The following is a 12,491-nucleotide window of genomic DNA, read 5'->3' as shown; positions in this document are numbered from 1 at the left end:
AGGCGTTGCCCTTGTTGCAGCAGAGGGTCAAACCGGTTGCCGCCATTTACGTCCGGGTCAGCACGACCAAAGAAAGCCAGAAAGACAGCCCGGAGCATCAGGAAGGCATATGCCGGGAAAAAGCGCGGCAAATCGGACTGGAAGTCTGCGACGAATGGATCTACGAAGACCGGGACAGCGGCACCAGCATGATCGAGCGTCCGGCGATTCGAAAGCTGCTGGAGGACGCCAAAGCGCGTCGCTTTCAAGCGGTCATTTTCGCCTCGCTGTCCAGATTTTCGCGCGATTTGGTCGATTCGATGGCCTTAAAACGGATGCTGGCGGATTCCCTGAACATCCGGCTGATCTCCATTGACGAAAACTACGATTCGGGACTCGACCGCGACGAATTCAAGTTTCAAATTTTTTCCGCGGTCAACCAGAAGCAGAGCGAAATGATCAGTCTAAGCTCGCGGCGCGGCATCCGGCAATCGGCGATGAAAGGGAATTTTACCGGAAGCGTCGCGCCGTACGGATATAAAAAAACGACGGTAGACGGGAGAAAGACGCTCGTTCCCGACGAGCGCGAAAGCGAAATCGTCCGCGAAATTTTTACCCTGTACACCGCGCACAAGCTTGGGGAAAAAAAGATCGCCAAGGCGTTGAACGAACGGCTCATTCCTTCGCCTAAAGGCGGCGTTTGGGGCGTTACCACGATTCAGCGCATTTTGCAGAACGAGGCGTATACGGGCGTCAACGTTTTCGGCAAATACGAGACGGTCAAAGTGCACAGCCTGACCGATCTGCACGACCGGCGCAAAAAACTGGTGCAGCGCGACAAAGCCTCGTGGGAACGTTCCGCCGTCGGCCCGACGCATGAAGCGATCGTCTCCCCCGAACTGTTTCAAGCGGCGCAGGACATCCGCCTGAAGCGCGGAGGGGGGCGGCGCGGCGGCGTCCGCAACCGCAAAAATCTTTTTGCCGGCATGATCTTCTGCGCGCATTGCGGCGCTTCCCTGGTGAGCATGAAGACGAAGCCGGTTCGCTCCCGAACGCAAGACAAGGCGTACCGCTATCTGTGCTGCTCCAAGCGCAGGCGGCAAGGAGACGCCGGATGCCGGAACGCCTATTGGCTGCCCTATGAGGATTTCAGGGAGGCGCTGGTGGAGAGCCTCTCCGCCAAGCTGTCCGCCTGCGCGTCGGTTGAAAGCTTGTTCGAGAGCTGCCGCCACTTGCTCCAAAACGACGGGTCCAACGAGGAAAAGGAGGCCGCCGAGCTTGGCGCCAAAATCGAACGGTACCGGGAAGCGGCGTTCTCCCTGCATAAAGACTGGATTGACGGCCGGATCGACAGGCAGCAGATGGAATTCGAAAAGCGGCAGTTCGAGAAGGAAATCGGCCGGTTGGAGAAGCGGCTCGCGGATCTAAGGGAACTGCGCCAGACCCGGGACCGGATGCGTAGGCTGGAGGAGGAAGCCCAAGAAGCGCTGGACGATCTGCTGGAGCTGAATTACGACGACGAGGAGGAGCTTGACGCATTCAGCCTGATCCTGAAACAGCTGATCGAGCGGATCACGGTGTCGGAGACGGGAGAAGTGCGGGTCGAGCTGACGTTCGGCCTTGGGGAAAACATCTGAAACCGGCGATCCCAACCGGCGAATCCGCGGCGGATTCGTTCGATAATCGGTTGCGTAAGTTGCGTAATTCAAAACACGTGACGAATGTGATGCAAAAGTTAAACGTAAAGGGGCGTTCGCAGGCGGTTGTCGAGCTGATCAAGCTTGGGGAGCTGAAAATCTGACGGTCATCAACGGGGACCGAAGCGACAAACGACCTTCTTTTTCGCCGCTCACCACGGATGAGGGCGGGAGAGGAGGTTTTTTGATGCTCGGCGCGCGAACCCCGGCAGGCGAGGGGGAATACATAGGAGCGCCGCAGCCGCCCCTCCGCTCTTTCTTCGGCGGCGGAGAGGCCGTCCCGGCGCAATGTCTACCCGAAAAGAATGCTGCCGCTTCCTTCCGCCGGAGGCGTGTGCTTGTGAGGAAGGGTGATGCGGAAGGTGGTGCCGTCGGTCGAATTGGACTGCACGTCGATCGTCCCTTTATAATGATTGACCCGTTCGTGCACGATCGACAGGCCGAGGCCGGAGTGCTCGTTCCGCTTGGTCGTGTAGCCCGGCTTAAAAATCCGCTTCAGCTCCATGTCGGAAAGCACGCGCCCCCGGTTGTTGACAACCAGCTCGATATGCTCCGGGTGGCAGCGGATGTCGGCGTGCACGCGCCGCTCCTCGGGCGGCAGTTGCTCCACCTCGTCGAACGCGTTGTTGACGAGGTTGCCGACGATTTTGACGACGTCGATCGTCCGGATCGTGGACTGGTCGTTCCACGTATCCGACAGCTCGCACGTAAACTTGATGTTGCGGCTTTCGGCCACGGCGGTCTTCGCTTTCAGAAACGCGGCCAGAGGCGGGGAAGGGTGGTGCACGATCCCGCTGACATCCTGAATGTCCTTGACGATATCGGCCATATAGGCTTTAAGCTCATCCGACTTGCCCAGCTTGAGCATCGTGTGCATGACCTGGACATGATTGAGAAAATCGTGGCGCTGCCCGCGGATCGACGTGAACATGCGGCTGATGTCTTCCACATACACTTCCTGGGCCATGCGGGCGGCCTCCTCCCTGGCGCTGGCCAAAAGGCGCACGACGCTAACCAGGGAGATCAGGCTGAGCACGATCGCGGCGCAAACGAGAACGGACACGATCAGTTCGCTCTCGCTTTGATCGGCGTGAAAAAACTGAATCAAGCCGAGCAGAATAAACTGAAGCGCGACGAGCACGACCAGCTTCCCGAGCCCCGTCGACCAGCTGTGCACGACTTTGGTAAACAGCTTTCGAATCGTTTTCAATTTCTTCTTGCGGATATACAAGGCGAGGAGGCCTTCCGCGAGCAGCACCGGATACAGTCCCACGATCAGCACCCACAGCGGCCCTTGCAAAATGGCGTCCCGGTCGGTAAGACCGGTGATCGCCATGACGATCTGGGTAAACAGCAGATCGGTAATGATGGCGATCAGGTATGCGCTGACAAAAATTCCGAGCTTATGCTTGAGCGGCAAGGACCGGAACAGGAGAAACAGCATGGCGGCATTGGCCAACATCGAATTGATCACATGCAGTTGAAACGGCAGAAAAAAGACGAGCGCATCCGTATAAACCGAAGTCGTAACCGTCAAGAGAATCAGCTTGCGGACGAGCCGCTCCGGTTTTTGCTCCAGCAGCGAAAAGCTGAGCGCCCAGATCATGAACGTTTGGGGCAAGGAATAAAACAAATCGAGCTTGACGATGTGCCAAAAGGTTGCCACTCACGAACCGCCCCCACCATTGTCGAAAAAATTTGAAAAAAGACGGAAATTGTAAAAATAATTTTCGTCGCTACAGTTTCTACTTTACCCATTTTCCTGCGAATTGGAAATGGTGATGATGGGGGATTTGTCATTTTTTCCCTGAAGATGTTGAAACGGGAGAGGAAACGCCCGGACGGTTGGGCATGCGCGAGACGGCGGAATCCGGTATAATCTATTCATTCGAAACTCGGAAAAAAAGGAGGGCCAAGCCATGGCGGGAGGCGACGCAACGGGCGGCGATCGGACCAAGCACGAGCAGTTGCTGCAATATATCCGCGAGTTGCCGGTCGGCACCCGGATTTCGGTCCGCAAGATGGCGAAAGAGCGGGAAGTGTCCGAAGGGACCGCGTACCGCGCGCTCAAGGAAGCGGAGCAGCTCGGTTACGTCAACACCAAGGAACGGATCGGGACGGTGCGGGTGGACAAGAAGCGCCGCAACCGGCCGGAGCAGCTCACGTTCGCGGAAGTGCTGGAAATCGTGCAGGGCAACTTGCTCGGAGGGGAAGAAGGTCTCGACAAGTCGCTGCACAAATTCGTCATCGGCGCGATGGAGCTCGACGAAATGATGGGTTACATCGACGCGGGCAGCCTGCTGATCGTCGGCAACCGCGAAAACGCGCACCGTCTTGCGCTTGAGCACGGCGCGGGCGTGCTGGTGACCGGCGGATTCGGCACGAGCGACGACGTGAAGGCGCTGGCGGACGAGCGGCAGCTGCCGATCTTGACCAGCCGGCACGATACGTTCACCGTCGCTTCGATGATCAACCGGGCGATGTTCGACCGGCTCATCCAGCGCAAAATCATGATGATCGGAGACCTGGTCGAGCCGTCGGGACGAACCCGGGCGTTAAAGCAATCGGCCACCGTGGCCGATTTCCTGAAGTTGAGCGCGGAGACGGGCTTCTCCCGGTTTCCGGTGACGGACGAATGGAACCGCGTTGTCGGGATGATTACCGGCAAGGACGTGGTGGGCTCTCCTCCGGGCTATCCGCTGGACAAGCTGATGACGCGCAGGCCGATGACGGTCACGTTGAATACGCCGATCGCTTCCGCGGCGCACCGGATGGTGTCGGAGGGCATCGAACTGCTGCCGGTTGTCGACCGGCAGCGCAAGCTCGTCGGGGTGATCAGCCGCGCCGAGGTGCTGCGGTCGATGCAGTTCGGGGGGCGCCAGGCCCAGCAGGGAGAGACGTTCGACGCGCTGATGTGGAGCGGGTTTACGGAGCGCCGGGACGAGGAGAACCGGCTGATCTTCACCGGCATCGCTTCGCCTCAGATGTCGGGACCGCTCGGAACGGTGTCCGAAGGCGTGCTGACGGCGCTCATGCAGCAGGCGGCGGCCAAGGCGGCGAGCGATCTGCGGAAGCGGGAGCACGTGCTGGAGAACATGACGACGTATTTCCTCCGCACCGTCCCGATCGAAGCCTCGATCTCCATCGTGCCGAGCATCATCGAATCCAGCCGCCGTCACGTCATGATGGAGGTTCAGGTCCTTCTCGAAGGCGATACGGCGGCCAAGGCGATGCTTACCGCGCAGACGATCGGAGTTTTGTAAAATAGGAATGGTTGCGGATGCCGGCGAACAGGTTGAACAGCCCCATCAGCATAAACACCGAGCCGACGATGACCCGCAGCGTCGATCCGGTGAACAGCAGCATCTGGATAAGCGCGAGAACGATCAGGGTCAGCCCGATGAACACGTTCGTGCGGGCGCCGTAAAGGCCCCGCAGCACCGGATCGGCGTTCCGCCGGGAGCGGTAGCTGTTGTAGACCGCGAGGACGGACAGCACAACCACAAGCAGGGAGAAGGTCCATTGAAGAACGGTAATCAGCATGTTAGCAGCCCCTTTTATAAAATCCCCCTTATTTTATCATAAAACGGCCGCCGCTGCCCCGGGCTACTTCCGGGCTTCGCGGGCCTCCACCCATACCGTGAGCACGCCGTCGGCCACGAGCATCGTCCGGATGCTGACGGCGTAGCTTTTCTCGCCCCCGACGTCCGCGTAAAGCTTGCCCTCGAGCAGTTTTCGGGCGAACCGGGCCTCGGAGCCGATGTCGTAGATTTTGCGGCCGATAAAAAGGTTCAAGTCTCCGTTTTTGCCGGCAAGGCGCCCCTTGAGCTCCGCTTCGGCCACCCGGTCGAGCGCAGGGGTGCCGGGCGCTTCTTCCACGTAGACGACGACGCTCCGGATCACCGTATCTTTGCGGGTCGCCTGAAGCTGTTGCTCGGCCAGGTCAAGCTGCTCCTTCAACTCGAAATTTTGATCCATGATGCGGTTCGTCTGATCCAGCACCATGCCGTGGAAAACGGCGGCGCCGACGATCATGCCGCACAGGAAGGAGGCTGCGGCCTGCATTCCTTTTCGGTAACGGTTAAAGTCGGGCACTCGCATCGGTCAATCACCCCGCGTTCCGGCACAGCCATTGGATCAGTTCGGTGGCCAGATGGGCGCCGAGAAAGGCGCACAAGATATAGCCGATCTGCTCGACGGCGGGGGAAAGGTATCCTTTCATGACGTGCGATTCGATGACGCGTATCGGGTCGATCGAGCCGCCGATGGCGACGACGACCGCCCATATCTTGATCCGGCCGGCAACGTCCAGCATCGTGTCCGCAGGCGGGCGCCACAGAAACAGCGACGCCATGCCCGCGAGCATGGCCGCGCCCAGCACGACGCCGAACGCGATACAGAAGTCGAGCGTAGCCTGCGCATAGAACCGGTTCATGTCCCATTCCTCCCCCTACCATCTATATGGGACGGGGCGGGGCGCTTATGATACAATGGGAGAAAGGAGTTCACGCGAAACAAAAGAAGGGATTGTTATGTGCGGGTTCGTTCATTTGCACGTTCACAGCGAATACAGCCTGCTCGACGGCGCTTCCCGCATCCGGGAGATGGCCGCACGGGCGGCGGAGCTTGGCATGAAGGCGCTGGCGCTGACGGACCACGGGGTTCTGTACGGCGCCATTCCTTTCTATAAAGCGTGCCGGGAGCACGGCATCAAGCCGATTATCGGCATGGAGGCTTATATGGCGGCCGGCTCGCGGCTTGAGCGGGCGTCAAGGCGCGAGCAGCCGATCTACCATCTGACGCTGCTGGCGAAAAACGAAACCGGCTACCGCAATTTGATGAAGCTGAGCTCGATCGCGCATCTTGAAGGGTTTTACTACAAGCCGCGCATCGATTTCGAGACGCTGTCCGCGCACGCGGAAGGCTTGATCTGCCTGAGCGGCTGCCTGAACGGCGAGCTGTCGCAGCATCTGCTGCACGACCGGTACGACGAGGCGAAGGCGACGGCGCTTCGGTACAGGGAGTTGTTCGGGGACGATTATTTTCTGGAGATCCAGGACCACGGCGTGCTGGAGCAAAAGAAGACTTCGGCCGGTCTCATCCGCTTGGCGCAGGAGACGGGCATCCCGCTTGTGGCGACGAACGACTCGCACTATCTGCGCGAGGACGACGCCGCGCTGCAGGACGTGCTCATCTGCATCGGGACGGGCAAGACGCTGGACGATCCCGACCGGCTCAAAATCGATACGAATCAACTGTTTCTGAAAAGCGCGGACGAAATGGCGGCGCTGTTCCGCCATGTGCCGGAGGCGATCGCCAACACCGTGCGGATCGCGGAGCGGTGCGAGCTGGAGCTGGACTTCGGGCGCCACATTTTGCCGAAATATCATCCGCTGCCGGAAGGACTGTCGGCGGGCGAATATTTGGCGCGGCTGTGCCGGAAGGGGCTGGCCAGGCGGTATGGCTGGGCGGATGCGGAGGACGGCGCCGAAGGAGAACGATCCGTGCGGCCGGTTGCGGGCGCGGCGCCGCCGCCGGAGTTCCGCCGGGCGGCCGAGGAGCGGCTGGCGTACGAGCTGGATGTGATCGGGCGGATGGGGTTCGAGGATTACTTTCTGATCGTGTGGGACTTCATGCGCTTTGCCCACGAGCACGGCATCGCAACCGGACCGGGCCGCGGTTCGGCCGCGGGGAGCCTTGTCGCCTATTCGCTTTACATTACCAATGTCGATCCGCTGAAGCACAAGCTGCTGTTCGAACGGTTCCTCAACCCCGAACGGGTGACGATGCCGGATATCGACATCGACTTCAGCGACGAGCGCCGCGACGAAGTGATCCGCTACGTGGCGAACAAATACGGCAGCGACCGCGTGGCGCAAATCATTACGTTCGGAACGCTGGCCGCCCGGGCGGCCGTGCGCGACGTCGGACGGGTGATGAACGTTCCGTACGGCGAGGTGGACAAGGCGGCGAAGCTGATCCCGGCCGCGCCGGGCATGTCGATCGAGCGGGCGATGAAGGAAAGCCCGGAGTTCCGCGCGCTCAGCGAGGCGGGCGGCCAAACGGCCGAGATGATCGCCATGGCCCGCCGCGTCGAAGGGATGCCGCGCCACGCCTCGACGCACGCAGCGGGCGTCGTCATCTCCACGGAGCCGCTCACCGACTATGTGCCGCTGCAGGAGGGCGTGGACGGCGTCCCGCTCACGCAATATTCGATGGAGTTTCTGGAATCGGTCGGCTTGCTGAAAATGGATTTTCTCGGCCTGCGCACGCTCTCGATCATCGAGCGGACGCTCGATTGGATCGCCGAAGAGACGGGGCGCAAGCTGAACTGGGACGACATTCCGTTCGACGATCCGGCGACCTACGAGCTGCTCGGCCGCGGGGACACGACCGGCATCTTCCAGCTGGAGTCCGCGGGCATGCGGCGCGTGCTGCGGGAGATGAAGCCGACCGCGTTCGAGGACATCGTTTCGGTGCTGGCGCTGTACCGGCCCGGCCCGATGGAATTCATTCCGCAGTTCATCCGGGCGAAGCACGGCAAGGCGGCGGTCGAGTACCCGCACCCGTCGCTGGAGCCGATTTTGAAGGATACGTACGGCATCATTGTGTATCAGGAACAAATCATGCAGATCGCCTCGAAAATGGCCGGATTTTCGCTTGGGGAAGCGGACCTGTTAAGGCGGGCGGTCGGCAAGAAGAAACGCGAGATCCTGGACGAGCAGCGGCAGCATTTCGTGCGGGGAAGCCTGCGGCAGGGCTACGGGGAAGAGGAAGCGAACCGCGTCTACGATCTGATCGTCCGCTTCGCCGATTACGGCTTCTGCCGGGCGCACGCCGCCGCGTACGCGGTGCTGGCCTTCCAGACGGCCTACCTGAAGGCGCATTATCCGGTGCACTTCATGGCTTCGATGCTTACTTCGGTCATCGGCAACCAGCGCAAAACGGCGGAATACGTCGACGAATGCCGGCGCATGGGCATCGAGGTTCTGCCGCCGGACGTGAACGAAAGCGGCGTGCTGTTCACGCCGGTCAGAAGAGACGGCTCCGGGGCGATCCGGTTCGGGCTTGCCGCGGTCAAGAACGTCGGGACGCAGGCGATCGAGAGCATCATGGCGGTGCGGAAGGAGCAGCCGTTCGCAAGCCTGCTCGACCTGTGCCGGCGGGTGGACCCGAGGACCTGCAACAAGCGGGTCATCGAATCGCTGCTGCTGGCCGGGGCGCTGGACACGCTGCCCGGGCACCGGGCGCAGCTGTACGCGGCGCTGGACGAGATGGTCGAGGCGGCCGCGGCATGGCGCAAGGAGCGGGAGGAAATCCAGCTTCAGCTTGAGCTCGGCGATCTCGGCGACTCTCCGAACTGGAACGTCGAACTGCCCGAGGTCGAGCCGTTCACGCAAGCGCAAACGCTGGAGTTCGAGCGCGAACTGATGGGCCTGTACTTGTCCGGCCATCCGCTGGACGAGTACGCGCCGCTGTGGGAGACGCTTAGGCTCGACCGGCTCGTCGATCTCGCGGATGCGCCGGACGGCGCGCCGGTGCTGACCGCCGGCATGATCGTCTCCGTCAAGCCGATCGTGACGAAGAACGGGCAGCCGATGGCGTTCCTCGAACTGGAGGACCGCATCATGGGCGTCGAGCTGGTGGCGTTCCCCGGCGTCTGGAAGACGGCGTCCGCGTTCGCCGGGAAGGGCGCGCTCGTGCTCGTCAAGGCGAAGCTCCAGCATGGCGACGAAGACTTCAAGCTGCTCGCGGACGCCATCGTGCCGCTGTCGGCGCCGGATCTGGCCGCGCAGGCGGAGCGCCTCCGCCGCGCGGGACCGCGCCCGGGGCGTGCGGACGGCCCCGGCATCGCGAGCGGTTCCGCGCGCATGGGCGGCCCCCTCCGCGCGGGGGGAGCGGCTCCCGGCCGCGCGGAGGGCGGCAAGACGGCCGCGGGCAAGCATGCGCCGCAGCGGGTGTACATCCGCATCGGCGAGCGGTTCGAGCAGCCGGAAGTGCTGGCGCGCCTGCAGTCGACGCTGTCGGCGCACCCTGGCCCGCTGCAGACGGTGCTGTTCTACGAGCGCGGGCACCGGACGCTCGCGCTGAACGATAGCTACCGCGTCAAGCCTTCGCCCGAGCTGCTCCGCGAAATCGAAGCGCTGCTCGGAGAAGGCAGCGCGCGGATCAAATAGGCGCCGGCGCTTCAGCCGGCGATCCGCCGCGGGGCCTAGCCGCGAATCGCCCCCGGGCGCCCGTTCTGCGGCGCAGGGAGCGCCTTGCGGCCCGCGAGCCGTTTCTTTCGCCCCAAGCGCTTCGGTTGCTAGTCTTACGACATCTGTGCTATCATTTCCTTATCGATAGGCGGCGTTGGATTGTCTTGGAATACAAGAAGACGATCTTTTTCATGTCCAATTGTCCAAAGCTACTTAATTGGGGGTACCGCTTCATGTGGACGGTCATCTACATTGCGCCGACCGCCAAAATCGCGGATCGGATTCAGAAGCGCCTCACGGAAGAAGGCTTTCTCGTGCAGGTGCGCCCCATCAATTTGACCAAACCTCAATACGAGATCCTGGTGCCGTCCGGCGAAGTGCAGGAAGTGCAGGAAGTGCTCGGAAGTATTCTGCATATGTAAACGTGGAAACCTAATGTCTAGCGGATTTCCGGCATGCAACCGTTCTGCGGTCCGCAAATGCGGCGATCGGTCGGGCGCGAGGCTTTATGTTAACGGTCATTCCTATTTCATTTTCGATATCCCGTTTTGAATAGCAACGGTCCGCGCGCGGCCGCGATCGGTCGGCGCCGGCGGCCGTTTCCCTTAACCTGAGCGGATACAACCTGCGGCTATATGCCCGCACTTCGGCGGACCGAATCGCGAACGTCTCGCCTGCTCGACGCGGACTCGTGCCGATCTGGCGATCGGATACGGCCCGCTATCTTTGCGCCATGTGAGGTGTCGCTGTGTTCAAGGATTTGTTTCACAAGAAAAAATATGCCGTCGTCCCGTCAACCGCGGGTCCGAACGCGAAGCCGGCCGAAGAAAGGCCGAAACGCGAAATTCCCGAGGGCCTGATGAACCGCTGTCCCAAGTGCGGCACGATTCAGTTCACCAAGGAATTGGAGAAAAACCTGAAAGTTTGCTCCACCTGCGGACACCACTTCCGGCTGAGCGCCTCGGAACGCGTCGCGATGACGCTTGACGACGGGCGTCTTTTTGAGATTGACGCCGACTTGATTGCCGAGGACCCGCTCGGATTCCCGGGTTATAAAGAAAAGCTGGAAATGCAAAAGCAAAAATCCGGCTTGAACGACGCGATCGTGACCGGCGAAGGGACGATCGGCGGCTTTCCGGTCGTCATCGGCGTGATGAGCTTCGATTTCTTTACCGGCAGCATGGGTTCCGTCGTCGGCGAGAAGGTGACCCGAGCCATCGAGCGGGCGATGGAAAAGAAGCTGCCGCTTTTGTTGTTTTCCACATCCGGGGGAGCGCGGATGCAAGAAGGCATTCTGAGCTTGATGCAGATGGCCAAGACCAGCGCCGCGCTGGCCAAATTCCATGAACAGGGCGGTTTGTTCATTTCCGTCTTCACCGATCCGACGCTCGGCGGGGTGTCCGCCAGCTTCGCGAGCCTTGGCGACTACAATATCGCCGAGCCCGGAGCGATCGTCGGATTCGCGGGGCGCATCGTCATCGAGCAGACCATTCGCCAGAAGCTGCCCGACAACTTCCAGACCGCCGAATTCAATTTGCAGCACGGCCAATTGGACAAGGTGGTGCACCGCAAAGACATGAAGGCGTTCTTGACCAAACTGCTCGACATGCACGCGGGGAAAGGAGAGCGCGCCGATGTCAACTGAGTTGCCGTTCGAGCAGCCGCTGACCGAGCTTCGCAAGAAGATCGAGCATCTTAGGCGGGTCGGACTCGAGCAAAACATCGATTTTACCGACGAGCTGAACCGGCTGGAGGAACGCTACAAGAAGCTGGAGGACGAGATATACAGCAACCTGGGCGGCGCCCAGATCATGCATCTGGCCCGGCTTCACCAGCGTCCTACCACGCTTGATTATATTCATCTGATTTTCACCGACTTCATCGAGCTTCACGGCGACCGCTTGTTCGCCGACGATTTGGCCATCGTCGGGGGGCTTGCGAAGCTGAACGGGGTGCCGGTCACGGTAGTCGGCCACCAGCGGGGCAAGGACACGAAGGACAACATCCAGCGCTTTTTCGGCAGCCCGCACCCGGAAGGATTTCGCAAGGCGCTGCGGCTTATGCAGCAGGCGAACAAATTCAAACGGCCGATCATCACCTTTATCGACACGAAGGGCGCCTACCCCGGCGATACCGCCGAGGCGCGCGGCCAATCCGAAGCCATCGCCCGCAATCTGAAGGAAATGGCGCTTTTTGGCGTGCCGATCATCTGCGTTGTCATCGGTGAAGGAGGAAGCGGCGGGGCGCTTGCCCTCGGCGTCGGCAATCGCGTGCTGATGCTGGAGAATGCGATTTACTCCGTCATTTCCCCCAACGGCGCGGCTTCGATCCTGTGGAAGGACGCTTCGAAAGCCGAGCAGGCCGCGGAAGCGATGAAGATCACCGCAAAGGACCTGAAGGAGCTTGGCGTCATCGACGAGATCCTGCCCGAGCCGAAAGGCGGAGCGCACCGCGATCCCGCGGTTCAGGCCGAGACGATCAAGGAGGCGCTGTGGCGCGCGCTGCAGGAGCTGTCCGGAATGACGGCCGAGCAGCTGATCGAGGACCGCTACAACAAGTTTCGCAACATGGGCCGTTTCGCTACCCTGGAGCCAGTCTGAGCGCGGTCCGGAGAGTC

At 61.1% G+C, this 12,491-nt stretch carries 10 protein-coding genes; 6 read left to right on the top strand and 4 right to left on the bottom strand.

Translation table 11 applies throughout. From position 1 onward, the window contains the following. Positions 1 to 11 precede the first annotated feature (11 nt). Positions 12 to 1,616: a recombinase family protein gene (locus tag F560_RS0103345; protein ID WP_019004293.1), complete on the top strand. Its 1,605-nt coding sequence runs from the start codon at positions 12 to 14 to the stop codon at positions 1,614 to 1,616. A gap of 352 nt (positions 1,617 to 1,968) precedes the next feature. Here F560_RS0103345 and F560_RS22345 read toward each other — a convergent pair whose 3' ends face one another. Further along, positions 1,969 to 3,342, bottom strand: coding sequence for a sensor histidine kinase (locus tag F560_RS22345; protein ID WP_019004292.1), 1,374 nt, complete (start codon positions 3,340 to 3,342; stop codon positions 1,969 to 1,971). A 253-nt stretch (positions 3,343 to 3,595) separates the two neighbouring features. Between F560_RS22345 and F560_RS0103335 the strand changes: the two genes are divergently transcribed. Further along, positions 3,596 to 4,939, top strand: a complete 1,344-nt coding sequence (locus tag F560_RS0103335; protein WP_019004291.1) for a DRTGG domain-containing protein — start codon at positions 3,596 to 3,598, stop codon at positions 4,937 to 4,939. Here the strand turns inward: F560_RS0103335 and F560_RS0103330 are convergent. The 3 genes from F560_RS0103330 to F560_RS0103320 all read right to left on the bottom strand — a co-directional run bounded on the left by F560_RS0103330 (position 4,911) and on the right by F560_RS0103320 (position 6,111). Then, positions 4,911 to 5,219 (bottom strand): YtpI family protein, encoded by a 309-nt coding sequence (locus F560_RS0103330; RefSeq protein ID WP_019004290.1) that lies wholly within the window; start codon positions 5,217 to 5,219, stop codon positions 4,911 to 4,913. The two genes, F560_RS0103335 and F560_RS0103330, sit on opposite strands and share 29 nt — an antisense overlap. Positions 5,220 to 5,282: 63 nt before the next feature. Then, the gene (locus tag F560_RS0103325; RefSeq protein WP_019004289.1) at positions 5,283 to 5,777 is read right to left on the bottom strand and encodes a sporulation membrane protein YtrI; all 495 of its coding nucleotides are present in this window, start codon (positions 5,775 to 5,777) and stop codon (positions 5,283 to 5,285) included. A gap of 7 nt (positions 5,778 to 5,784) precedes the next feature. Next, the gene (locus F560_RS0103320) at positions 5,785 to 6,111 is read right to left on the bottom strand and encodes a YtrH family sporulation protein (protein ID WP_019004288.1); all 327 of its coding nucleotides are present in this window, start codon (positions 6,109 to 6,111) and stop codon (positions 5,785 to 5,787) included. A 97-nt stretch (positions 6,112 to 6,208) separates the two neighbouring features. Here F560_RS0103320 and F560_RS0103315 point away from each other — a divergent pair, with 97 nt between their 5' ends. From F560_RS0103315 to accA, 4 genes are all read left to right on the top strand, one after another. Then, a complete protein-coding gene (locus tag F560_RS0103315; protein WP_019004287.1) occupies positions 6,209 to 9,853 on the top strand; it encodes a DNA polymerase III subunit alpha in 3,645 nt (1,214 codons plus the stop codon). 254 nt (positions 9,854 to 10,107) lie between these two features. Then, on the top strand, positions 10,108 to 10,296 hold the full coding sequence (locus tag F560_RS0103310; protein ID WP_019004286.1) for a hypothetical protein: 189 nt from the start codon (positions 10,108 to 10,110) through the stop codon (positions 10,294 to 10,296). 326 nt (positions 10,297 to 10,622) lie between these two features. After that, entirely contained in the window at positions 10,623 to 11,519 is an 897-nt protein-coding gene (accD, locus tag F560_RS0103305) for an acetyl-CoA carboxylase, carboxyltransferase subunit beta (protein WP_019004285.1), read from the top strand. Further along, positions 11,509 to 12,474 carry an acetyl-CoA carboxylase carboxyl transferase subunit alpha gene (gene accA / locus F560_RS0103300; RefSeq protein WP_019004284.1) on the top strand — a complete coding sequence of 322 codons (966 nt, stop codon included), beginning with the start codon at positions 11,509 to 11,511 and terminating at the stop codon, positions 12,472 to 12,474. The genes accD and accA overlap by 11 nt, the downstream gene beginning before the upstream one ends. The last annotated feature ends 17 nt before the right edge of the window (positions 12,475 to 12,491 follow it).

The organism is Cohnella laeviribosi DSM 21336 (genome assembly GCF_000378425.1).
Classification (GTDB): Bacteria; Bacillota; Bacilli; order Paenibacillales; family Paenibacillaceae; genus Cohnella; species Cohnella laeviribosi.
Note: the sequence above shows the minus strand (reverse complement) of the source record. Positions and strands in the feature narration are given on the sequence as shown.